Here is a 24,130-nt window from a genome sequence, read left to right on the forward strand (position 1 = left end):
CTACGTGGTAAACATGCGGTTGTGGTTGGCGCATCAAACATTGTTGGTCGTCCAATGACACTTGAGCTGCTGCTTGCGGGCTGCACAACAACAACATGTCACCGTTTTACCAAAGACCTAGAGAGTCATGTGCGTCAAGCTGACGTTGTCGTGGTTGCGGTTGGTAAGCCTAACTTCATCCCTGGTGAGTGGATTAAAAAAGGCGCAGTGGTGGTCGATGTCGGTATTAACCGTCTTGATTCAGGCAAACTAGTTGGCGACGTGGAATACGACAAAGCACGTGAAAGTGCGAGCTTTATTACTCCTGTTCCTGGTGGCGTTGGCCCAATGACCGTCGCAAGTTTAATTGAGAACACGATGCTCGCTTGCGAACAGTTCCACACAGACAAATAACGTAAATTTCAGATACGAAAAAGGCTCCGCAAGGAGCCTTTTTGCTAATTGTTGATATCTATTTCAATTACAGACTTAAAATCACGCCCGCAATAGAAGCGCTCATTAAGTTCGCCATGACACCAGCGATAATCGCACGGAAACCATGCTTAGAAACAAATGCACGCTTTTCTGGTACCAAAGAGCCCAACCCACCAATCAGCATCGCCATGCTTGAGATATTTGCAAAGCCACACAAAGCAAACGTCACGATTGCTTGTGAGTGTTCACTAAGTTGAGACTTCACTTCTGCAAGCTGGATGAAAGCGACGAACTCATTCACCACAATCTTGTTACCAATCAGCGAGCCTGCTGTGGTTGCTTCTTGCCATGGTATACCCAACAACCAAGCGACTGGCGCAAACACAAAACCTAGGATGAGCTCAAAACTTAATGGTGTCCCAATCAGATCACCTATCCAGCCTAACATGCCGTTTAGCATTGCAATGACACTAATAAACGCCAGTAACGTACCACCGACCGATACAGCAATGCGTACACCCGCCATGGCACCATCGGCTAATGCTTCTACTACGTTGGTTGCACGTGGAATTTCAACTTGGCTAATGTCGATATCTGCTGCTTTATCCGTATCTTCTGGCATTAAAATTTTTGCCATCAACAAGCCGGCAGGTGCTGACATAAATGCAGCAGCAATAAGATAGTTGAGATCGACACCCAGTGATGCGTAACCAACCAACGTTCCGCCAGCAACTGACGCTAAACCACCTGTCATAACTGCAAAGAACTGCGAGTCAGTCATGTGTTTTAGGTAAGGCTTTACCATTAATGGTGCTTCAATGGTGCCAACAAAGATATTCGCCGTAGCAGACAAAGACTCAGCACGACCGATACCTAGCAGCTTTTGAATACCACCACCGATAAAGTTAATGATTTTTGGCATCACACCAATGTGATAAAGACCTGAGATAAGAGAGGAGAAGAAAACGATGATACCCAGAACATTGATCGCAAAGGTGAAGCCCCCTGTCGCCAAATTACCGAATAAAAACGCAATGCCCTCTTGACCATAGTTGATCAAATTCGACACAACACTGCTCACTGAATTCAGCGCATCTCGTCCTGCTGGTACATATAAAACCAACAACGCAAACAGTACCTGCAAAGCAAACGCAAACGACACTGTTCTCAGCTTTATATTTTTTCTATTTGTAGAAAGTAGCCATGCTAGGAATAGTATGGCTACGATACCAATAATTGAGTTCATAAAATGAATCCGACAGAAGGGGGATATGGAAGGCACCGGATTGTATAGCGGACTCAAAATGCTGCAAGTTGAGGATGTTAACAGTGTGAAAAGTTTAAGCGACCAATAACTGACCAACAAAATAACAAATTGAATTTATTAAAGATAAACGTTTGCTTATTTTAATTATTTCCATATGGAAAATATGTTTCTGGTTCAGGAAAAATTTTTGTGAAGTGAATCACCTTATGTGTCGTTCTACAACGTCATTGATCCTGTTATTTAGGAATAGAGATGTAAGGCGCCAAACGTTGGTCCCAATGACAAGGGTTGCCGATCTTCTGTTTGATAAAGTTAATCACTGCGGATATTTTTTTTGGCATATGCTGCCGGCTTGGGTATACCGCATAAAACGGCATCGACTGGCTGGCTTTCCAGTCAGGTAACAGCTGTATTAACTTACCCGTTCTAAACTCATCCCCCAGCAAGTAAGTGGCAAGGTAGGCAATACCCCAACCTGCAATAGCCGCATCCCGAACGGCTTCTGCCAGATCCACTGAATAGTTACCCGAGACTTTTACGTTCAATTCTTGCTGATCTTTGGTAAACGCCCACCCCGTATAGTCACGCTCCCAGCTTCTGTATATGAGGCAGTTGTGAGCAGATAGGTCATCCGGTTCTGCTGGCGTGTCATGTTTCAATAAGTAATCTGGCGATGCCGCAACAACAAACTGGCAATCCGTCAAACGCTGCGCAATGTAACCTTCAGGCAAATGCTCGTTGTTGGTTACCCATAAATCGAGCCCTTCGGCTAACATATCGACCTTATAGTCAAACAGATGTACTTCCACTTGAAGTTGAGGATACAGTTCGCGTAACTCTTGAATCGCTGGAATAATGTGTAAGGTACCAAATGATTGCGACAACCCAAGACGTACCAAACCTGCTACTTCATCCCGCTGGGTTTCCATCTCTAATGTGGCGCTGCTCACCGCTTGTACCACTTGCTCACAGTGATGAAAAAAGGTTTTCCCTGCCTCAGTCGGCGTAAAGCTTCGCGTAGTGCGTTGAACAAGCTTGATACCAAGAGACGCTTCTAACTGACTTAACTGTTTACTCACATGAGACACCGACACGCCTAAGCTCTTTGCAGCAGCTGTGAAGCTTTTGTGTTTAAGAAGAGCGGAGAAAATCACCATTTGTGCGGCACGTTCAGATAACACGCTTTACCTCGATTTGGTTATAGAAAAAACAAAGGGCTCCGAAGAGCCCTTGTATTGAAGACTGGATGCCAAATTGTTTGATGGCAGATCAGTATTTAATGCGGTCAGCCAAGTGACTCACAGCAAGTGCGAAGTAGTAAGAGCGGTTCCACTTCATCAATACGTTGTAGTTATTGTAAACCAGATACGTACGACCATTCTCGTCGTCCGGCATGATCAACCATGCTTTGATGTCTTCATCCAGTTTTGGCAACGGGCTACCGTCATATTTTGTGATACCTAATTGGCTCCACTCTTGAAGGTATTTGCCTTTTTCAACCGTGCGCCCTTCTAGACTGCGATCAATATTTTTAGGAACCTTAACTTGGCGACCCCAAGTATATTTATCATCCCAACCAGACTTGCTCAAATAGTTAGCGGTTGATGCAAACACGTCCGCTTCAGATTGCCATATGTCTTTTTTACCATCCCCGTTGCCGTCAGCAGCAAAACGAAGGAAAGAGCTTGGCATAAACTGGCATTGACCCATCGCACCAGCCCATGAGCCTTTAAAGTTCTCTAGCTCAATATGGCCTTGATCGAGGATCTGCAGTGCCGACATGGTCTCTTTACGGAAAAACTCTTCACGACGGCCTTCAAATGCCATTGTGGATAGTGCATCAATCACTTTAAAGTTGCCGGTAAACTTACCAAAGTTACTTTCAACTCCCCAAAGTGCCACAATAAAGCGCGGATGGACACCGTACTCATCGCCTATACGCTTTAGCTCAGTATAATGCTCTTTGTAGAGTTGTCTGGCTTGCTTCACCTTCCACTCAGGCACCGCGCGAGGAATGTACTCATCCAATGTCAGTTTCTTTTCTGGTTGGTTTCGGTCCGCTTTTACTGCTCGGGGCTTGTACTCAACATTAGCAAAAGCAGCACTAATGACCTGCTCTGAGATACCTTTATCACGAGCTTCAGCACGCAGCTTATTCAAGTATTCATCAAAACCCTCGCTACTTGCAAAAGCCGAGGTACACATACCAACGCTAAGCATGGTAGCCAGTATCTTTTTCATATTGCCCTCCTTGAGCAAGGCAGAAATCCCAGATGAAAAACGATGACGTTATTCGCCTTTCTGCTGGGCTTTTTGTTCTTTGTACTTTTCTAATAGGTTCTCCGGCGGCGGTGGAACCTGAAGAAAGAAGCCATCATTTTGTAATGAAGCCTTCACTTTTTCGATATCAACTTGTGCCAATTTACGGCCATCAAGTTTAATCGTCATGACAGCGATAGGCTTACCGAACATCTGCATTAAGGTGTCAGGAACCTGTGAAAAATCATCCTTTTTCGGAATATAGAGATAAGTACCTTCTTTTTTCGAGCTTTTATAAATAGAACAAAGCATGACACGCCTTTTATGCTGATTTAGCCGCGTTGAGTGCGGATTAGGTTGTAAACGTCAAATTCTCGCAAACTTAATAGCAAATTTGAGATTAATTCACCTATTTGCCCACGAGAGAACTTGCTGCGTCAAAGGATGAAATATAACATGACATACCTAGTTTAAGGCAACGCTCTTTCAATAAAGGCAAGAAGTCCACGATGACCCATTCACCAGACCTTAAAGGTAGCAGTTTTACATTGTCAGTTTTACACCTTTCTGACAATGAGATCGCAAAGACTGTCGAATTTTTGCAAGAAAAAGTTTCTCAAGCACCTTCTTTTTTTGCATCCGCGCCTCTGGTAATCAATATAGCAAAAGTACAAGGCGACATTGATTTCCCTAAGCTTAAACAAGGCATCTCAGATGCTGGTTTTATTCCGGTCGGTGTAACGGGCTGTAAAGACAAGCGTGTACAAAACCTTGCTTCCGAAGCTGGCTTCGCCATTATGTCGGCGAGCAAATCACCAAGCCAAGCACCTGCCAAAATGGCACCAACGAAAGTAGTTCGTACGCCTGTCCGCTCAGGACAACAGATCTACGCAAAAGATGGTGATTTGGTGGTGCTAGCGCACGTAAGTGCAGGTGCTGAAGTCATTGCTGACGGCTCTATTCATATCCATGGCACACTTCGAGGTCGTGCGATTGCAGGAGCAAGTGGTCAGCAGGAAGCGCGTATTATTTGCCACGATTTACAAGCAGAACTGGTATCCATTGCGGGTGACTACTGGTTAAGCGATCAAATTGAAAGCGAGTACTGGCAAAAGAAAGTAATGATCAGTAAAGCCGATGAATCATTACATTTAGAAGTTCTCGCGATTTAATCTAAAAAGGAAAAAAAATGGCACGCATTATTGTAGTAACGTCTGGTAAAGGTGGCGTTGGTAAAACCACTTCAAGCGCAGCCATCGCCTCTGGTCTAGCTCTTAAGGGAAAAAAGACCGCGGTGATCGATTTTGACATCGGTTTGCGTAACCTCGATCTAATCATGGGCTGTGAGCGCCGCGTCGTGTATGACTTTGTAAACGTCATTAACGGCGAAGCGACATTAAACCAAGCGCTGATCAAAGATAAGCGCACGGACAACCTATTTATTCTTCCTGCTTCTCAAACTCGTGATAAAGACGCACTGACAAAAGATGGTGTTCAGCGCGTATTCGGCGAACTTGATGAAATGGGCTTTGATTTCATTATTTGTGATTCACCAGCAGGTATCGAGCAAGGCGCGTTAATGGCCTTGTACTATGCCGATGAAGCCATTGTCACAACGAACCCAGAAGTCTCTTCTGTACGTGACTCTGACCGCATTCTCGGTATTTTAGATTCTAAGTCACTGCGTGCAGAACAAGGGCTAGAGCCAGTAAAACAGCATCTGTTACTGACTCGCTACAACCCATCTCGCGTCACTCAAGGCGAAATGCTAAGCGTTGAAGACGTAGAGGAGATCTTACATATTCCACTACTGGGCGTGATTCCAGAAAGCCAAGCCGTGCTTAACGCGTCAAACAAAGGTGTGCCAGTCACTTTTGACGATAACACCGATGCGGGTATGGCTTATTCTGACACCGTTGATCGCTTATTAGGCAATCAGGTTGAATTTCGTTTCCTTACTGAGGAGAAGAAAGGACTCTTTAAACGACTCTTTGGAGGCTAGACATGTCATTATTAGAATTTTTCCGTCCACAGAAGAAAACTTCTGCGAATCTAGCTAAAGAGCGTTTGCAAATCATTGTCGCAGAGCGCCGCAGCCAAAATGATCCTGCGCCGTCTTACTTGCCTCAATTAAAAGAAGACATCTTGAAGGTGATCAGCAAGTACGTGGCAATTGATCCAAATATGGTTGACTTAACATTTGAGCACAAAGACGACGATATCTCAGTTCTTGAGCTGAATGTGAAGCTACCAGACGAAGAAAAGTAATCAGTTTCTCTCACCAGACGAATGCTCTAATTAGAACGAAAAAGGTTGGCATAGAGGCCAACCTTTTTCATCTTTCATTACTTTAATGCTTTGTTCATCTTGTCGCCGAGTAAATCCAAACGCCACCCTTGCATCAAATCAGGCAATACTTCTGGGTCACGATCTTTTTTCCAAACCCAACTGATCAACTGATTGATCTGCTTTTTAGAGGCAAGGAACTCCGTGGCTAAACCTGACTTCTGCGAAGCCGATTTCACCAAGTCTTTCATATTTTTGAAGACCTGCTTGTAACCCGGATAGTCCATTAAACGCTCAATTTTCGCAGGATACTCTTCAGAAGGTGTTTGCTTCGCTTGTTTAACAATCGCGGCAATCTTCGCGCCATGGCGGTTAATAGCTCGGATATCAATATCTTCTGCTTCCATCTTCTTAAAGTTCGTTAAACCAAGACGAGCGACCGTTAATAGATCACCTTCTTTGAAGATAAAGTTCAGCGCTAAATCTCGTTTGATTGCTTCACGATAACGCCACGTCGCCAATGGCTTTAAAAGCGCCAGCTCAGAAGGTTTTAATTGCCAAGCGCCCTTAATATCAAGGTAGGCATTCTCTTCATTGGTTACGCGAATACGTTTCGAAACGAGTAAATCACTTTCTTGCTGTACAGCTTCCCACCAACCTGCTTGCGTCACCTTATCGAACAGCTTTTCGTATAACGGTAACAAGTAATGAACATCTGCGGCAGCATAATCTAATTGCTTTTGTGTCAGTGGACGAGCCATCCAGTCGGTACGTGATTCACTTTTGTCGAGCTCTACGCCTAAATATTCTTCCACCAGCGATGCGAAGCCTGTCGATAGGCCGTGACCGAGAAAAGCGGCCATCAGCTGCGTATCCACCATAGGGAATGGTGTACAACCAAAGCCGTTTTGGAAAACTTCTAAATCTTCACCACATGCGTGCAGCACTTTTAGCACAGAAGTATCTTTTAATAGCGCTACAAACGGCGTCATATCCGTTAATTCAGTCGGATCAATCAGCGAGAGGCGATTACCATCGAAAAGCTGAATCAGACCTAACTGCGGGTAGAAAGTGCGAATACGAACGAATTCGGTATCCAACATCACTACGTCTGCCTCTCGAGCATGAGTGCAAACCTCTTCTAGGTCTTTGTTTTTAGTAATAATTTGATAGTTCACATACTTCTCGCTATAAAAAATGCCAGCAAAACGCTGGCATTCTATCATTTTTTAAATCTCTCGACTCGACGAAATCGGCTTATGCGCTTTTCTTCGCAAGTTCAGCGTCATTCTCTTCGCGTAAAACACGACGCAAGATCTTACCGACATTGGTTTTAGGTAAGTCTTCGCGGAACTCAACCAACTTCGGAACTTTGTAGCCAGTTAAGTGTTCTCGACAATGCGCGATCACTTCGTCTTTGGTCAAGCTCGGATCGCGTTTCACGACATAAATCTTCACTAATTCACCAGACACTTCATGCGGCTGACCAATAGCAGCAACTTCAAGTACTTTGCCGTGAAGTGCTACAACGTCTTCGATTTCGTTCGGGTAAACATTAAAGCCTGATACTAAGATCATGTCTTTCTTACGGTCAACGATATGCAGGAAGCCTTCGTCATCGAACTTAACGATGTCGCCGGTTGATAGCCAGCCGTCTTCGTTAATCGTATCTTTCGTTGCTTCAGGTCGTTGCCAGTAACCTTGCATAACCTGAGGACCACGAACTTGAAGTTCGCCAGTTTCAGTATTCGCAAGAGCGTTACCTTCTTCGTCCACGATACGAACTTCTGTTGATGGTACCGGCAGACCAATAGAGCCATTGTATTCAACAAGATCATGCGGATATGCCGCCACCAACGGAGAACACTCTGTTAGACCGTAACCTTCGAGCAAATAGCAACCCGTGGTCTTTTGCCATCTTTCTGCCACTGAGCGCTGCACTGCCATGCCGCCGCCAACGGCTAAACGTAGATTACTGAAATCCAACTCGTGGAAATCTTCATTATTGACCAATGCATTAAATAAGGTATTCACGCCCGTAATCGCAGTAAACGGATGCTTTTGTAGCTCTTTCACGAACCCTGGAATATCTCTAGGGTTGGTAATAAGTAAGTTACGACCACCCATTTCAACAAACAGCAGACAGTTTACGGTAAGAGCAAATACGTGATACAGCGGTAATGCTGTCACGACTAATTCACGCCCCGGAGATAAAACCGGTCCGTACGCGCCTTTTGCCTGTAGAACGTTCGCAATCATGTTGCGGTGAGTCAGAATCGCGCCTTTCGCGACACCTGTCGTCCCCCCCGTATATTGCAGGAATGCAATGTCATCCCCAGACATAAACGGTTTAACGTATTGTAGACGACGACCTTTACGTAGAGCCTGACGCATTGAGATTGCACCAGGTAAATCGTACTTAGGCACCATGCCCTTAACGTACTTCACGACAAAATCGACAATCGTACCTTTCGCTCGTGGCAGCATTTGACCAAGACTGGTTAACACTACGTGTTTGACTGGTGTTTTATCGACGATTTGTTCTAGCGTATTCGCAAAGTTAGACACAATCACAATCGTCGTCGCACCTGAGTCATTCAATTGGTGTTCAAGTTCACGAGGAGTGTAAAGTGGGTTAACGTTTACGGCGATACAACCTGCACGCAAAATACCAAACAACGCCACTGGGTATTGCAGTAGGTTTGGCATCATCAGAGCAACACGGTCACCCTTTTGCAGTTTTAACTCGTTTTGCAGATACGCTGCGAATGCGCGACTACGCTCTTCCAATTTACGGAAGGTCATAACCGAGCCCATGTTCATGAATGCTGGTTGGTCTGCATATTTTTGTACAGACTGTTCAAACATTTCTACCAAAGACTCATATTGCTCTGGATTAATGGTTTCAGGTACGTCACTTGGATAACGTGAAAGCCATGGTTTATCCACGATGTTACTCCTCGTTTATAACTGGCTAAAAAATAGCGTCCTTTTTATTTTGAAAGCTATTACAGCACAGCGAACGTGCTTGAGCACGCAACTCTCAAACACTTGTTTAAATTTTGTTAACTACACCAAGAATTCGCGTTGCGACCTCGAGTATTTGCTCTAAATGACAGTGATGACCACCCTTGACAGAAACCACTTGCGGTGGGTTCTCTCCCCAATCAGCTTGGTTAGATGGTAAATTCTGAAATCCTTGATCGCCTAATACAATCAAATGAGGACAACGTATTTGGCTGGTAATCGAGTTAGCATGCGCTTGCGCCATTCGGTAAAGCGACGCACATTTTAACTTGGCGTCATGCCGCCAATACCATTTATCTCCTCGCTGCTCTGTTCCACGCTCGACTATCGGTAGAAGTTGCTCAGCGGTTAATTGGTTGGCTTGCATGCGTAATTTTAACGCCAGATCGAAGGAGGCAATGGCTCGCTCTGGCTTGTTTTGCTGTCTTATTCGACTTAAAACGCCATCGCGAAGACGAGGCAAACTGTTAGTAGGATCCTCATGAAGAGGTCCTGCTCCCTCAATTTGCACAAGAGCTTCGACCTGCTCTGGAAACGCTGCACTATAGCAACTTGCGATTAAAGCACCAAGTGAATGCCCTACTAATATCAGTCTGTTTGGTGATAATTCGTCCAAAAACTGATACAAATCGGCAATATAGTCGTGAAAGGGGTAATAATTATCGTGAGATTTATGACTCGATAAACCGTGACCAAAATGATCGATGGCGAGGAGGTGTAAGTGAGGATTAAGTTGATTCAACTGCTCCATGAGCGCTTTAAAGCTGCCCGCATTATCTAACCACCCATGAAGAAAAACGACTGACAAGTCAGCCGTTTTCTCGTTCCCTATCTCAAGGGCTGCCATTTTGCCGGCAGGAAGCTCGAATTGACGCTCATGCATCGCAGATTATTTGACCTGTTTTATCACTTTACCGTCTTGCGGGAAATCATTACGCCACATGCGGCAGTTAATCGAGTAACATGGGTAAAAGTAGGTTGGCGAGTCATACATGCGTACACGTTCTTCAATTTTCCATAAACGGTACCCTTCCCCCTTAATTACTGGGAAGATGTAACCGTGCTCACCGATCTTTCCTTCTTCTTCCCCTGCTCCTTTGCCTACAACCGTCACCAAACGGCCTTCACTAAAGGCGACAGGCTCTAAATAGCCATCAAAATAGGCGACAAAACGCCCCGTAGGCTCTTCATCAATATCAGGTTTACCAGACTTACTGATAGGAAGGTTTACAATCTCTAGACGCGTTTTATCTTTAAAGTTATCCACTTTAGCGATGATTCCACCAAGGCGAACATCTTCACTCACTTGCCCCTGAGACTCAGCAAACGCTTTATAGTCTGTAACGACCAATTCTGTGCTTGCATTTAGCTCCTCTGGCAAAGAGCTACACGCAGACAAACCAACCGTAGCAAATAATGCGAGAAAAAACCGTCCAAAAACCTTCATAAACCACCTTTCAATATTAGTAACCCCAAGCTGGGGAGATCTCACACGTAAATATCGACACCAAGTAATTGAGCCAGTTCCTCTTTTTTAGCTCGATTCATGACATCCATGTACTGCTCCATTGCTTTACGTGCGCCCCCTTCAGGAAGGTCATATTGCACTTGAGCTCGGTGAATTTGGGACTCATCCACGTGTTTTATGGAGTGCGCCACGGCGTTAGCAACCTTTGAAGGCTGACCTACAGGCTGCTTTGTTTGTGATTTATTTACCTGCTTCTTTTGACTGGCTTTATGAGTGCGATTTGCACCGGGAATCAAAGAAGGAGGCAAGCCATTAATCGACGCCATAGCACTCCATAAAAATACAGGGCAAACGCCCTGCTTTTTGTCAGGTTAATGAAAAACGGACTATTCGCGACCAGGAAGTTTTTTCCATGTCACATTATCACGTAAATAAACAGGGCTCGAATCTTCGACCGGCACGGTATTACCCTTTTTAAATTCTTGTTCAGCAAGAATCACGATGTCTTGTGAATCAGGGTACAGAACGTCACTATGCGTCAAATTAAACGGTAGGTCTGCTAATACTTCTTGGTAAGCATCCCAACCAGTACCTGCTGTCGTCCACGTTTTGTCGTCTGCTTGTGCTTCTTCAACGAGACGTGCTGGTGGAATTACGCACTCTGCATCCATCTCTGCCCACTCACCGTTTGCTTGGCGAGTGTAACGTGCCCAGTAAACTTCACCCATACGTGCGTCAATAGCCACAGCGACATCGGTCACACCATGCAAGCGATAGCTACCTTGAGCCATTGCAGCCAGCGTTGAAACGCCGATCATAGGTAAGTCAGCACCGAACGCCAAACCTTGTGCGATACCAATACCGATACGAACGCCAGTAAAGCTACCTGGACCACGTCCAAACGCTAACGCATCCAGCTCTTGTAGAGTCAGGCCAGCTTCTTTGAGTACTTCATCAACCATTGGCAGTACTTTTTTGGTGTGATCGCGTGGTGCAACCGCGCTACGTGAAATCACTTGATCATTAGCCAACAACGCAACTGAACAGTTTTCAGTCGCTGTATCGATAGCAAGAATTTTTGCGCTCATTTAACTCTCTACAACTCTCATTTATTGGGTTATGCCTCAGCACTTGCGTCTGTGACAGATTGTTCTGCTTTCAGGAATGCTTTGATTCCATCTAAGTCTCGCGTCCTTGGGATAGGTGGTAGACTTCCGAGGAAAATACCACCATAGTCTCGCGTGACGAGGCGATTATCACAAATGATCAACGCACCGTGATCCTTCTGATCTCGAATTAATCGCCCGACTCCCTGCTTTAACGTAATCACTGCATCCGGGATTTGTACTTCAGCAAATGGTTCACCGCCACGTAATCGACAATCCTCGATACGGGCTTTGAGTAACGGATCGTCAGGGGCGGTAAACGGTAATTTGTCGATAATAACACAGCTCAGCGCATCACCTCTAACATCAATCCCTTCCCAGAAAGCGCCCGTCGCCACGAGTAAAGCGTTACCCAGTTCCATAAACTCCGCCAAGGTTTTCTGCTTACTCATCTCCCCTTGCATTAACACAGGCAGCTCAAGTACTTCTCGGAACTTCTCACCTAGTTCACGCATCATGCTGTGCGAGGTACATAAAAAGAAGCAGCGACCATCATTTTCTTCAATCACCGGAGCAAGCATTCGGACTAACTTATCCGCTAAGCCGTTACTGTTTGGCTCTGGCAAATACCTTGGCACACAAAGGCGCGCTTGCTTTTGATAATCAAAGGGGGACGGCAGAGAAAATTGCTTTGTAGGCTTGAGGCCAAGGCGCTCAGTAAAGTGCTTGAAATCGCCCGATACGGCTAGGGTTGCTGACGTGAAAATCCAAGCGCCTTGTTTAATCTCTATTTGCTCATGGAACTTGTCCGCGACAGAAAGAGGCGTAATGTGCAGAGCGAAATGACGAGGCGAGGTATCGTACCAGTATGAGTAACCGGTAATATCGACATCACATACCCGGTCGATACGGCCTTTGATCAAATTGGCTCGTTCAAAGGCGGTATCCAGTAATTGACTGCGCCCTAAGGCTATTTTGAGTACATCAATCGCCAATTCGAGGCTGTCAGTTAAGCGCAATAATTCTCGCTTAATAGAACCTGATTGCAACGCCTCACGCCAGTTGCCACGAAAGCCTGGCTCACCCAATACAATCCGCATGTCCATTGCGCTTTGCATGAGTTTGTCGCCCACTTTTTGCAATTGACGCATATCTTTGGCTTCGGTGCGATAGGCTATTTCAATGTCTTTGGCAAGATCGTGAATTTGGCGGCTTGAAACTGACTGGCCGAAATATTCGCTCGCAATATCTGGCAACTGATGAGCTTCATCAAAAATAAACACATCGGCTTCTGGAATCAGTTCACCGAATCCTGTTTCTTTGATCGCTAAATCAGCAAGAAACAAGTGATGGTTCACTACAACAATGTCGGAATCCATGGCTCGCTTACGCGCTTTCAATACAAAGCAATCAGTGTAGCTCGGACATTCTTTACCTAAACAGTTATCATTGGTTGAGGTGATAGTCGGAATGATCATGCTGTCTTCTGGCAGATCATCACAATCACCAAGGTCACCTGTTTTGGTTTCTGATGACCAAGCACGCACTTTAACCAGTTGAGTTAATAACGTCGGGTCAGATTCATTAGTGTGGCTTTCGACCATTTGGCGGCTCAAACGATCCAAACACAGATAATTAGAACGCCCTTTTAATAACGCCACTTGGCCATAAAAACCAAGCGCATTGACCATGAGCGGTAAGTCACGATGGTACAACTGCTCTTGCAAGTTTTTCGAGCCTGTACTGATGATCACTTTTTTACCGCTTAACAGCGCAGGGACTAAGTAGGCGAAGGTCTTACCGGTTCCGGTTCCTGCCTCCACCACCAACTGGGTTTGATCTTTGATCGCACTGCTGACGGCTTCCGCCATATCGATTTGTGGCTGACGAGCTTGAAAGCCAGGAATGGCCTTACCTAACGCGCCATCAGAGGAAAAAGTTTTTGCGATCATGCTTGGTATTGAGTTTGAAAAATTATCGAGAGTATATCAGAGGAATAGGAGTGACATCAGCCCACAATCTGACCAGCTTGCGGCGACACGCGGATATTTTGTTGAAACCAACGTAAGAATAGATTATTTATGGTGAAACATGGCAGTACAGTTACACCCGCCAGGGAATAATAACAAATTCGTACGCTAAAATATTAATGCATGGAAGTACCTGATTTATGGAAAAGAAAACACTGTTGACCCACTGTTCTGACGCCCCGGGTCTCATCTCGAAAATTACTAATATCTGTTACAAGCACCAACTCAACATCGTTCACAATAACGAATTTGTTGATAATACCAGTGGCCACTTTTTCATGAGAACGGAGTTGGAGGGGTACTTCAACGATCAAACGTTTCTTGCCGACTTGGACCAAGCTCTCCCGCAAGGTGCTAAGCGTAAATTGGTTGGCTCTCGCCGTAAGCGCATCGTCATTCTCGTCACAAAAGAAGCGCATTGTTTAGGCGATATTCTGATAAAAACCTACGATGGAAGCCTAGATGTTGAGATCGCCGCTGTGGTGGGGAATTACGACAAACTGCAAACTCTCACTGAACGCTTCGACATTCCTTACCACCATGTGACCCATGAAAACCTTAGCCGTGAAGAACACGAGCAGAAGATGCTAGAAGTGATCGATCAATACGATGCTGACTTTTTGGTGCTAGCTAAATACATGCGCGTATTAACGCCGACGTTTGTTGAGAAATATCACCACAAAATCATTAATATTCATCACAGCTTCTTACCTGCTTTTATTGGCGCGAAGCCATATCAACAAGCTTACGATCGCGGTGTGAAAATCATCGGTGCAACAGCACACTTCGTGACTAATGATTTAGATGAAGGGCCGATCATCAAGCAAGACGTAATTCCTGTCGACCATACATTCAATGCCCAAGATATGGCGCAAGCGGGACGCGATGTAGAGAAGAACGTATTGAGTAAGGCTTTGAATAAAGTGATCAATGACCACGTCTTTGTTTATGGGAATAAGACAGTGATCCTGTAATCCCTCCGTACTAGTTACAACGATAGTGAAACCCGTCCAACTTGGCGGGTTTCATCTTTTCAGAAGATCCCCCCTCCAATTCTAACCATCAAAGTTAAACCGATACGTTATAATTTTTCATTTCTCCACAACTATTTACTGAGAGAATGATTCCGTTTATCATTTGCCCTCCTTATAATAAACCACGTTAATATTACGGAATTAAAATGAAAAAAACGTTAGTGGCTTTTCTGATTGGGCTGACTTTACCAGCAACCACAATCGCAGATACTCTTGAGCCTGTTCAGAATGATGTATCCACTCGCATTATCGGCGGCGAACCTGCCAACACTTCCGACTGGAAATTTATTGCTTCACTGGTACGTAAAGGACAACCTACATCTATTGGTCACTTTTGTGGTGGCAGTTTCCTAGGTGGAAAATACGTATTAACTGCTGCGCACTGTGTGGAAGGTCTTAATGCGGACGATCTGGATATCGTTCTTGGTCTTTATGACAAAAACAGAGAGTCTCAAGCACAGCGCATCGCCATTAAAAATATCTATTCACATGATGAATATAACAACATAACAACGAACAATGACATCGCTCTTATTGAATTAGAACGCAATATCGATAGCGCAACTATTGACCTGGCAACGCCAGAACTTTTAGATAGCGTACGCGTAGGAGACAAGTTGCACGTGGCTGGATGGGGAAATACGTCCACGACAGACCGAATATACCCAACCGTTTTACAACAAGTAGATTTGGAATACGTAGATCGAGCTACCTGCCAAAACCTACCAGGAAACTACTCTAATGTATCAGATGACGGTATTTGCGCCGGATACTATTGGGGAGGTAAAGATAGCTGCCAAGGAGATAGCGGCGGTCCACTCATCGTTGATGATAACGGTATCAACAAATTGCTAGGCGTGGTCAGCTGGGGGGATGGATGTGCTCAACCAAACGCTTATGGTGTTTACGCCAACGTCGCTCATTTTCAACACAATGGATGGATAGATAGCCATCGCAATACTATCAGCTTCACTAAGTACCGAGATCTTCGTTTCGTTGAGCGAAAAGCGCAGCAAGAGACCTTTACTATTCGTAATGACGATACTATCCCATTAAACATCTACGAAAGCACAATATCATACGGAAGTACCATCGAGAAAAGCACTTGTACTGGTACCTTAAAGCCTTCGCAAAGCTGTCAAATTACCGTCGGCTACCAACCTAGCTATTCGGGATCAGAAACAACGATAGAGCTCTTTACCGATCATCCGAAACTGTCCAGACTCACAACAACTTTCGAGTATTCAGGTGTAGATAAAGCAAGCAGATCAGTGCGTAATGCCATTCCGCTAGCAGACGCAAATGTTTATACCGGTCAAAACGCTTGGACGGCTGAAAATGGTGAACTGCAATCAGCGGATATGGGAGCTTATCCTGGTGTATCTGAGCTGGTTTTGACCGATCTTCCGAAGGGCAAACTTACCATGGATCTCAAAGTAATGTCCGATGGTTTTGATTACTTGTTCATCTTAGTTAATGGTGAAATTTACGATAGCACCAACCAACTCCTCGATTATAAAGAGATCCAGATCGATCTTTACAAAGCATCTAATACGATAACGTTTGAATACGTCCAACACCCGTTTTCAAGTGGCATTTACAGCGCGCAAGCATTTGTTCGCAACATAAATATGTCAGTCAGCACAGATAATACGGGCGATGCTGGTAACGACGTTAATAAAAAGTCTAGTTCAGGCGGCAGTTTATCTATTGGCCTACTGGTGTTAATGGCTGCAGGTTCATTCGTACGACGCAAAAAAAGGTAACGAGATGAAACATAGACTCAAGATATTCCTACTTGGTTTGGGCACTATCAGTTTAACTGCATGTTCAGCAAACGCAGGACTGCAAACAAACCAGACGTCTGAGCACCAAGCAATGATGGTAGAGACTTATAGGACAAGTGAGAGTCAAATTTCATTTATCACAGAGTCTAACGGCTGCAGTGAAAACGAGGACTTTAGCCTAAAAATAGAGCAAAGCTCACAGACAGAAGCTCTTATTACTATCGTTAGAGACAAGGCGGATCATTGTAAACGAATGCCGTTTGCCAAAACTTTTACACTGCCTTTAGATGAAGAGTTGAAAGGCAAAAAACTTTCCATTACCAACCCAAAAAGCAAGTCACTGGCTAAATAGTGATTCGCTTACGAAAGGGAGCCTCGGCTCCCTTTTTGCCTATCGCAACTCAGCAATTCTCACCCTAGCGTTTTACGCCTGCTCAGACTCCACAATACGCTTAAGTGAATGCGGGTGCAGTTTGATACAAATGCCTTGGTACTTAAACGCCACTGTTGGGTTATTCAAGCGTTCGCCATCCCCTTTCGGGCTCGACAGTTTGATCTTCACACCCAGCTCTTCTAACTCATTAAAGCGTGCGCCAAACGCTGGATAAGTGTGTCTCAAATCAGCAAGAAACTCATCTGCGGTTTCGGCATGAGACGGAATCACAAACTCCACATGTTCCCAGCTTTCAGTTGGGTAGATTTTGCCTTCCGCAGGGTATGGCAGTTCCAGACACTCTATCTTCCAGCCACGGCTTTCTAACGCTTTGTCGAATTCAATAACAATAATCGGGCGACCGTTGATTTTCGCTTGTGAAATCACCTTACCGTATTGATTCCATGCTTCATGCGCGGCTTTTGCTGTTTCAGTATCATTAATTCGCAGCGCAATATGGTCAGCTTGAGCAAAGCTCAGATCCAGTTTTAACAGGGATGCAAGCTCTTCAATCTTCGCCATAAATGCATCCAGATCTTGGATCATCAATTTAGGCGCTAGGCGTTTTTCAACTAGTTGAGTCGTCATTGTGGTTCTCTTTTGGGGCGATTTATCTCATTACTCTGAGCGCAATAGTAAACGCAAACCAAACCACATTTCCATTCAATCGAAAAAGTATAAATTTCCCCAATTCCTCTCTGTATGAAAAGCAATAAAGTTGTTATCATTAGCCCCATTTTTGTGAACTCCAACAGAACTCGGCACTTACTTCGCCGAGTTCTTCGTCCTTGAATTGAAGGAAACGCGTGTGAATATCCAAGCACTTATTAATGACAAAGTATCTCAGGCTCTAGAAGCCGCTGGCGCACCTGCAGGCAGTCCTGCGGCAGTACGCCAATCAGCAAAGCCACAATTTGGTGACTACCAAGCAAACGGCGTAATGGGCGTTGCTAAAAAACTGGGTACTAACCCACGAGAATTTGCACAGAAAGTACTGGATGTTCTAGACCTAGATGGTATTGCGAGCAAGACAGAAATCGCTGGCCCTGGTTTCATCAACATTTTCCTAAGCGAAGAGTTCCTAGCAAAACAAGCGGAAGCAGCACTGGCTGACTCACGTCTTGGCGTTGCAGAAGACGAAGCTCAAACTATCGTTGCTGACTACTCTGCACCAAACGTTGCTAAAGAAATGCACGTTGGTCACCTACGTTCAACCATCATCGGTGATGCGGTAGTACGTACTCTTGAGTTCCTAGGTCACAAAGTGATCCGTGCGAACCACATCGGCGACTGGGGTACTCAGTTCGGTATGCTTATCGCAAACCTTGAGCGTGTACAACAAGAGTCTGGCGAAGTTTCTATGGAACTTGCGGACCTTGAAGGCTTCTACCGCGAATCGAAAAAGCTGTACGACGAAGATGAAGACTTCGCAGTAAAGGCGCGAAACTACGTTGTGAAACTGCAAAGCGGTGACGAGTACTGTGCAGAAATGTGGAAAAAACTCGTTGATGTAACCATGATCCAAAACCAGCGCAACTACGACCGTCTAAACGTGTCACTGACTCGTGACGACGTGATGGGCGAGAGCATGTACAACGACATGCTTCCTAAGATCGTTGCAGACCTAAAAGAACAAGGTCTTGCCGTTGAAGATGATGGCGCGCAAGTTGTATTCCTAGATGAATACAAGAACAAAGATGGCGAACCAATGGGCGTTATCGTTCAAAAACGCGATGGCGGTTTCCTATACACAACAACAGACATCGCATGTGCAAAATATCGTTATGAAGAGCTAAGCGCAGACCGTGTGCTTTACTTCATCGACTCACGTCAACACCAGCACCTAATGCAAGCTTGGACAATTGTTCGTAAAGCAGGCTACGTGCCAGAGTCAGTATCTCTTGAGCACCACGCGTTCGGCATGATGCTTGGTAAAGATGGTAAGCCATTCAAGACTCGTGCGGGTGGTACCGTTCGCCTTGCCGACCTTCTAGATGAAGCAGAAGTTCGTGCAGCACAACTGATCGAATCTAAAAACCCTGAGCTAGATGCGGAAGAAAAAGAGAAGATCTCTAAAACAGTTGCAATGGCAGCGGTTAAATACTCTGACTTATCTAAACACCGTACGACTGACTACGTGTTCGATTGGGACAACATGTTAGCGTTTGAAGGTAACACAGCACCATACATGCAATATGCATACACTCGCGTAGCTTCTATTTTCGCTAAAGCTGGTGTTGCTATGGACGCTCTCCAAGGTGACATCAAAATCACTGATGAGAAAGAGAAAGCACTTATTGCTAAGCTTATGCAGTTCGAAGAAGCGGTTCAATCTGTCGCTCGCGAAGGTCAACCACACATCATGTGTAGCTACCTATTCGAACTAGCAGGTCAGTTCTCTAGCTTCTACGAAGCGTGCCCTATCCTAGTAGCTGAAGACGAAGCAGTGAAACAAAGCCGTCTGAAACTAGCAGCGCTAACAGCGAAGACCATCAAGCAAGGTCTGTCTCTACTAGGTATTGATACTCTAGAGCGCATGTAAGCGATTCGAGAATCGAGAATCGAGAATCGAGAATCGAGAATCGAGAATCGATATGATTTCAAAAGGTTGGCGTGAAAGCGTCAACCTTTTGTTTTATCTGGCGTATACTGATGTCATTCAATTCAAATCGGATAATATAATGAGTTTTGAACTGCACCCTCAATTGGCAAAAGACACTACCGTTATCGGTCACTTCCCACTGTGTGTGGCACTTCTGCATAAAGACAATGCCGTGCCATGGGTTATTTTGGTACCTAAACGTGCAAACCTAAAAGAGCTTCACCACTTGCCAATGAAAGAACAGCAACAGTTTTTGCTAGAATCTCAGGCAGTAAGCCAAGCACTGGAAGCAACATTCCGTCCAGACAAGTTAAACCTTGGCGCACTAGGTAACATGGTGCCACAGCTGCACATTCACCATATTGCTCGCTTCAAAGATGACGTCGCATGGCCGGGACCGGTTTGGGGTAACACCAAAGGTGAATTCCGTACAGAAGAAGAGCAAAACGAATTACTTGGTCGCATTAAAAACGTGTTGTCACTAAGCTCTATTTTCCAAAAAGCATAAGAACTGCAAGCGAAAATAATTCGCCTTTGAATACGGCTGAAATAGACAGAGAAAGATTAATACGTATTTGTAACAATCTTTCTCATTTTTCTGGGATTATCACTAAAATAAAACTTGTTTAGACTACCAGCTCAGTTAGAGAGGGTCATCATGAAACAAGTCTTCAACACATTCCGATACGTCAGCTGGATCGCCATCATCTGTTCCATGGCTGCTTCATTCTTGCTTTTTCTTATGGGTGCAGCAAAAACCTATTCGGCATTTGCGGTCTTCATTCTCAATCAAACACCTCCAGAAGCACTCGCACATTTAGATAAAGCAGACATCGCGATCGCTTATTTGATCAAGTCACTGGATACGTTTCTTGTCGCACTAGTTTTGTTCATCTTTGCTCACGGCATCTACACACTATTTATTTCCAACAAAGCTAAAGCGAAAACACAAGAGCAGTCGGTTTTGCATTGGATCAGAACCCCGAACATCGGCCATCTAAAAAACATTTTGGCTGAAGTCATCATCGTGATCTTGTTTGTGAAGTTCTTAGAGCTCGTGCTGATTAACTTCGACAGCTTAGATTGGACGATCTTAACATTACCTATTTCGATTTTAGTTTTAAGTCTTGGTTTGAAGTTCCTAGGGTTAGGCGCGACTAAACACTCTGAAGAACATTAATTTCGCTGTATTCACAAACAATAACCAGCAAAATAAAAGCCGCATCATTGCTGATGCGGCTTTGTCGTTTTTACGTGATAATTTTTAGGTGACTAATTTTGATAGTCGCTACATGGTGACTGTCAGAGACAAACCATCTTGTTTAGTCACTGAGTAGCGAACACGAGTCACGTCATGAGCTTTATTAGTGTCGACTAGGCGGCTAATTTTGCCCTTCTTAATCCACACGTTTAACATCGCGTCGGCGCCATCTTCACTCATCCCAAACTGTTTAGCCAGATCTGACTGGGAGACGGTTCCTTTGTCTGCAATGTATTGATAAAGCTCTTTTAAAATCATGCTACTTGCGCCTCTAATGCACCGTTTTGTTTCTTACCAACTTGTTTGAACACACGGTAGGTACCAAAGAAGATAGCAACGATCACAGCCATCCAAATGCCACTTGTCACTGGGCTATCTGCGAAATGCGTCAATTGGTTGTAGAACGTCGCACATAGGTAAGCCAAGCCCATTGTCCAAACCGCAATAAAGCGTGCGAACTTATGACCAAACTCACGTACGTAAGCCCCCATCGCCGCCACACAAGGTGTGTACAGTAGGATAAAGATTAGGTAAGCAAATGCGGCATTGCCAGAAGCAAACTGAGATTTAATGTTACCGAAGATAGAAGCATCGACTTCTTGTTCTTCGGCAACGGCATTTGAGTCAGTTAAGTCACCCACTTCAATGCCTAGTGGATCTGAGTAGCTCAAACCGGCTAAGTTTTCAGGGATACTCATTACTGCCTCTTCTAGGCTGCCCATTAGATCAAATTCTGCGTCTTCACCGTCGCTTGGCGTGGTGTACAGGCTGTTAAGCGTACCAACTACCGCCTCTTTTGCGAAGATACCGGTAATGATACCAACCGTCGCTGGCCAGTTATCTTCTTGAACACCGATTGGCGCGAATACTGGAGTTACAACTTGCGCAGCTTTAGAAAGCACCGAGTTTTCGCTGTCTTCATTACCAAAACTGCCATCAGTACCCAATGAGTTGAAGAAACTCAGAATAGCAACAACGATAACGATGGTTTTACCTGCACCAAGTACGAAGCGCTTTAGCTTTTGCCAAGTTTTGATCACCACGTTTTGTAGCGTCGGAAGCTCATAGTCTGGCATTTCCATTACTAGGCTATCACTGCTACCTGGGTAAAGCGTATGCTTAAGGAAAAGACCTGTGAAGATCGCTGCCACAATACCAAGTAGGTAAAGTGCGAATACAATGTTCTGGCCAGAACCTGGGAAGAATGCCGCAGCGAATAGCGCGTATACAGGCAGACGAGCACCACATGACATAAATGGCGCCATAGATGCAGCCAGTTTACGCTCACGTTCTTGGTCTAGAGTACGAGTTGCCATGATTGACGGTACGTTACAGCCAAAACCAAGAACCAACGGTACAAATGCTTTGCCCGGTAGGCCGATCTTCTGCATCACTTTATCTAGTACGAATGCTGCACGAGCCATGTAACCTGAGCTCTCAAGTACCGCTAGGAAGAGGTACAAACACGCGATAACCGGAATGAAGGTTGCAACCGTCTGGATACCACCACCGATACCATCAGCAAGAACCGTCACTAACCACACAGGCAAATGACCGTCTAACAAGTGATGCCCACCATCAACCAACAATGCGCCCACACCAATGTCAAAAAAGTCGATAAATGCACTACCGATGTTAATCGAGAACATAAACATCAGGTACATAACAACAAAGAAGAAAGGAATTCCAATCCACTTGTTCAAAATAAACTGGTCGAGTCTTTCAGTCACACTACGACTTAACTTGCCTTCGCTTCGGCGAACTTTTTTACACTGTTCATGCAGATGCGTGTACTTAGTATCCGCGACATGCAAATCGATATCCAAATCTAACGTCGTAATGACTTCCAAGACTTTGCTTCTATCAATATCAGAAAGACTATTGAGCACCATTGTGTCTTTTTCAAGCGCACGAATCGCTAGTGCACGATGAGCGACGTTTTGGTCGTTAAAAAGTGCGGAAACCGTTTGAATTGCCGACTCCATCTTCTCACCGTAATGCAAAGACAATTCTTTAAGTGGCACTCCTTGAACGATGGATTTATGGAGCTTTTCTTTAAACTCTGCCACTTGAGTTTTATTGGTTGCAGATAAACTGACAACCGGACAACCTAACGTTTTCTCAAGCTCTGCAACGTTAATCATCTGACGTTCACGCTTTAGCGCATCCATCTTGTTGAGGACAACAATCATAGGGCGACCAAGTTCGCGAAGTTGCAGCGTCATGTATAAGCTGCGCTCTAAACTTGTAGCATCCACCACGTTAATAATGAGATCAACAGGATGAGTTAGAACCGCACGCGATGCGATGGATTCATCAATACTATTACTATCATTACCACTGTCTAATGAGTAAATACCCGGAAGGTCAGTGAGCAAAAACTCATCCCCAGCATGCTTGAATTGTCCCGTTTTCTTTTCAACCGTGACGCCTGCCCAGTTACCAACTTGCTGTTTTGCGCCAGTTAAACCATTAAATAGCGTCGTTTTACCACTATTAGGGTTACCTACGGTTAGCACTTGATATTGCATGACACTCGCTCCACTTCAATTTTCTGAGCAATTGTTTCTCGCAATGCGACAGACACACCACGGACTTCGACTTGTAAAGGATCGCCCATTGGCGCACGTCGAATCACTTTGACTTCTGTATTGGGAAGCAGCCCCATTACCATGAGTTTCTTTCTGATATCTGATGAAAGACCATCTAACAACCGAATCGTCACCGTATCGCCAGGATTAATCTCTGATAACTTCATAGTGGCCCTTAAGAGTATTGCTAATGAGAAATATTATTATTTAATAAGTTTAGGTTGCCAATATTACTCCCCTATACCCCTTCAATCCTTGTGTGAAATCAAAGATTCCGTAAATGTTTTCACGCTTTCAAACGTTAACTTCGTAAATTTCCTCTCGTTATTTACGTCAAAATTAACAATTAAAAATGACACCTAACGAAACAAAAATGTCACAAACCAAGATAGAAAACAAAAAATACAAATTAAAACAATTGGTTAAGTAAAAAACCAAACGTTGTCGCTTTTCTCATATAAACATGGCGTTATTTTTATAAGAAAAATAAGTAACCTCTCGTATAGTTACTCCATCGAGAGGGCAACCTCTCTAATAAATTCCAGAGGTGGCATGGCAACATGTC

24 protein-coding genes and 1 pseudogene are annotated in these 24,130 nt (G+C 44.6%); 10 read left to right on the forward strand and 15 right to left on the reverse strand.

The window, feature by feature from the left end; genetic code table 11:
- A pseudogene (locus R7H07_RS20420) lies at window positions 1–393 on the forward strand (bifunctional methylenetetrahydrofolate dehydrogenase/methenyltetrahydrofolate cyclohydrolase); the annotation flags it as partial.
- Between the two features lie 67 nt (window positions 394–460).
- Here the strand turns inward: R7H07_RS20420 and R7H07_RS20425 are convergent.
- From R7H07_RS20425 to R7H07_RS20440, 4 genes are all read right to left on the reverse strand, one after another.
- A complete protein-coding gene (locus tag R7H07_RS20425) occupies window positions 461–1,660 on the reverse strand; it encodes a NupC/NupG family nucleoside CNT transporter (RefSeq protein ID WP_005382298.1) in 1,200 nt (399 codons plus the stop codon).
- Window positions 1,661–1,917: 257 nt separating this feature from the next.
- Window positions 1,918–2,862: a LysR family transcriptional regulator gene (locus tag R7H07_RS20430; RefSeq protein ID WP_005382299.1), complete on the reverse strand. Its 945-nt coding sequence runs from the start codon at window positions 2,860–2,862 to the stop codon at window positions 1,918–1,920.
- A gap of 88 nt (window positions 2,863–2,950) precedes the next feature.
- Window positions 2,951–3,922, reverse strand: coding sequence for a lytic transglycosylase domain-containing protein (locus R7H07_RS20435; protein ID WP_206959858.1), 972 nt, complete (start codon window positions 3,920–3,922; stop codon window positions 2,951–2,953).
- A gap of 48 nt (window positions 3,923–3,970) precedes the next feature.
- Window positions 3,971–4,252, reverse strand: a complete 282-nt coding sequence (locus tag R7H07_RS20440) for a YcgL domain-containing protein (RefSeq protein WP_005382303.1) — start codon at window positions 4,250–4,252, stop codon at window positions 3,971–3,973.
- Between the two features lie 197 nt (window positions 4,253–4,449).
- On the opposite strand from R7H07_RS20440, the gene minC reads away from it, so the two are divergent.
- The 3 genes from minC to minE are packed head-to-tail and all read left to right on the forward strand — an operon-like array spanning window position 4,450 to window position 6,208.
- Window positions 4,450–5,112 carry a septum site-determining protein MinC gene (gene minC, locus R7H07_RS20445; protein WP_005382304.1) on the forward strand — a complete coding sequence of 221 codons (663 nt, stop codon included), beginning with the start codon at window positions 4,450–4,452 and terminating at the stop codon, window positions 5,110–5,112.
- A 17-nt stretch (window positions 5,113–5,129) separates the two neighbouring features.
- A complete protein-coding gene (gene minD / locus R7H07_RS20450; RefSeq protein ID WP_005388331.1) occupies window positions 5,130–5,942 on the forward strand; it encodes a septum site-determining protein MinD in 813 nt (270 codons plus the stop codon).
- Window positions 5,943–5,944: 2 nt separating this feature from the next.
- On the forward strand, window positions 5,945–6,208 hold the full coding sequence (minE, locus tag R7H07_RS20455) for a cell division topological specificity factor MinE (RefSeq protein WP_005388332.1): 264 nt from the start codon (window positions 5,945–5,947) through the stop codon (window positions 6,206–6,208).
- A 77-nt stretch (window positions 6,209–6,285) separates the two neighbouring features.
- Here minE and rnd read toward each other — a convergent pair whose 3' ends face one another.
- The 7 genes from rnd to R7H07_RS20490 form a co-directional block, all read right to left on the reverse strand.
- A complete protein-coding gene (rnd, locus tag R7H07_RS20460) occupies window positions 6,286–7,404 on the reverse strand; it encodes a ribonuclease D (RefSeq protein WP_206959876.1) in 1,119 nt (372 codons plus the stop codon).
- A 79-nt stretch (window positions 7,405–7,483) separates the two neighbouring features.
- Window positions 7,484–9,175: a long-chain-fatty-acid--CoA ligase FadD gene (gene fadD, locus R7H07_RS20465; protein WP_005382216.1), complete on the reverse strand. Its 1,692-nt coding sequence runs from the start codon at window positions 9,173–9,175 to the stop codon at window positions 7,484–7,486.
- Between the two features lie 106 nt (window positions 9,176–9,281).
- On the reverse strand, window positions 9,282–10,136 hold the full coding sequence (locus R7H07_RS20470; RefSeq protein WP_005382215.1) for an alpha/beta fold hydrolase: 855 nt from the start codon (window positions 10,134–10,136) through the stop codon (window positions 9,282–9,284).
- A gap of 6 nt (window positions 10,137–10,142) precedes the next feature.
- The gene (locus R7H07_RS20475; RefSeq protein WP_005382214.1) at window positions 10,143–10,700 is read right to left on the reverse strand and encodes a Slp family lipoprotein; all 558 of its coding nucleotides are present in this window, start codon (window positions 10,698–10,700) and stop codon (window positions 10,143–10,145) included.
- Window positions 10,701–10,741: 41 nt separating this feature from the next.
- Entirely contained in the window at window positions 10,742–11,047 is a 306-nt protein-coding gene (locus tag R7H07_RS20480) for a hypothetical protein (protein ID WP_017819942.1), read from the reverse strand.
- A gap of 60 nt (window positions 11,048–11,107) precedes the next feature.
- Complete coding sequence (gene tsaB, locus R7H07_RS20485) at window positions 11,108–11,809, reverse strand: tRNA (adenosine(37)-N6)-threonylcarbamoyltransferase complex dimerization subunit type 1 TsaB (RefSeq protein WP_017819943.1); 702 nt, start codon at window positions 11,807–11,809, stop codon at window positions 11,108–11,110.
- A 29-nt stretch (window positions 11,810–11,838) separates the two neighbouring features.
- Window positions 11,839–13,779 (reverse strand): ATP-dependent DNA helicase, encoded by a 1,941-nt coding sequence (locus tag R7H07_RS20490; RefSeq protein WP_005382210.1) that lies wholly within the window; start codon window positions 13,777–13,779, stop codon window positions 11,839–11,841.
- 218 nt (window positions 13,780–13,997) lie between these two features.
- Between R7H07_RS20490 and purU the strand changes: the two genes are divergently transcribed.
- From purU to R7H07_RS20505, 3 genes are all read left to right on the forward strand, one after another.
- Window positions 13,998–14,831: a formyltetrahydrofolate deformylase gene (gene purU / locus R7H07_RS20495; protein ID WP_065274267.1), complete on the forward strand. Its 834-nt coding sequence runs from the start codon at window positions 13,998–14,000 to the stop codon at window positions 14,829–14,831.
- A 206-nt stretch (window positions 14,832–15,037) separates the two neighbouring features.
- On the forward strand, window positions 15,038–16,657 hold the full coding sequence (locus tag R7H07_RS20500) for a serine protease (protein WP_065274266.1): 1,620 nt from the start codon (window positions 15,038–15,040) through the stop codon (window positions 16,655–16,657).
- A gap of 4 nt (window positions 16,658–16,661) precedes the next feature.
- Window positions 16,662–17,030: a hypothetical protein gene (locus R7H07_RS20505; protein WP_017819944.1), complete on the forward strand. Its 369-nt coding sequence runs from the start codon at window positions 16,662–16,664 to the stop codon at window positions 17,028–17,030.
- A 72-nt stretch (window positions 17,031–17,102) separates the two neighbouring features.
- Here R7H07_RS20505 and R7H07_RS20510 read toward each other — a convergent pair whose 3' ends face one another.
- The gene (locus tag R7H07_RS20510) at window positions 17,103–17,699 is read right to left on the reverse strand and encodes a VOC family protein (RefSeq protein ID WP_065274265.1); all 597 of its coding nucleotides are present in this window, start codon (window positions 17,697–17,699) and stop codon (window positions 17,103–17,105) included.
- A gap of 220 nt (window positions 17,700–17,919) precedes the next feature.
- On the opposite strand from R7H07_RS20510, the gene argS reads away from it, so the two are divergent.
- From argS to R7H07_RS20525, 3 genes are all read left to right on the forward strand, one after another.
- Entirely contained in the window at window positions 17,920–19,653 is a 1,734-nt protein-coding gene (gene argS / locus R7H07_RS20515) for an arginine--tRNA ligase (RefSeq protein ID WP_054576704.1), read from the forward strand.
- A gap of 139 nt (window positions 19,654–19,792) precedes the next feature.
- The gene (locus tag R7H07_RS20520) at window positions 19,793–20,221 is read left to right on the forward strand and encodes an HIT family protein (RefSeq protein WP_005446436.1); all 429 of its coding nucleotides are present in this window, start codon (window positions 19,793–19,795) and stop codon (window positions 20,219–20,221) included.
- Window positions 20,222–20,371: 150 nt separating this feature from the next.
- Window positions 20,372–20,893, forward strand: coding sequence for a YqhA family protein (locus R7H07_RS20525; protein WP_042523163.1), 522 nt, complete (start codon window positions 20,372–20,374; stop codon window positions 20,891–20,893).
- A 108-nt stretch (window positions 20,894–21,001) separates the two neighbouring features.
- Here the strand turns inward: R7H07_RS20525 and R7H07_RS20530 are convergent, their stop codons facing one another.
- The 3 genes from R7H07_RS20530 to R7H07_RS20540 are packed head-to-tail and all read right to left on the reverse strand — an operon-like array spanning window position 21,002 to window position 23,732.
- Window positions 21,002–21,232: a FeoC-like transcriptional regulator gene (locus tag R7H07_RS20530; RefSeq protein ID WP_005382192.1), complete on the reverse strand. Its 231-nt coding sequence runs from the start codon at window positions 21,230–21,232 to the stop codon at window positions 21,002–21,004.
- Window positions 21,229–23,505, reverse strand: coding sequence for a Fe(2+) transporter permease subunit FeoB (gene feoB, locus R7H07_RS20535; protein WP_206959856.1), 2,277 nt, complete (start codon window positions 23,503–23,505; stop codon window positions 21,229–21,231). The genes R7H07_RS20530 and feoB overlap by 4 nt, the downstream gene beginning before the upstream one ends.
- Entirely contained in the window at window positions 23,487–23,732 is a 246-nt protein-coding gene (locus tag R7H07_RS20540) for a FeoA family protein (protein ID WP_065274263.1), read from the reverse strand. The genes feoB and R7H07_RS20540 overlap by 19 nt, the downstream gene beginning before the upstream one ends.
- Window positions 23,733–24,130 lie beyond the last annotated feature (398 nt).

Origin of the sequence: Vibrio sp. Vb1127, from assembly GCF_033338735.1 — a bacterium.
GTDB lineage: Bacteria > Pseudomonadota > Gammaproteobacteria > Enterobacterales > Vibrionaceae > Vibrio > Vibrio alginolyticus.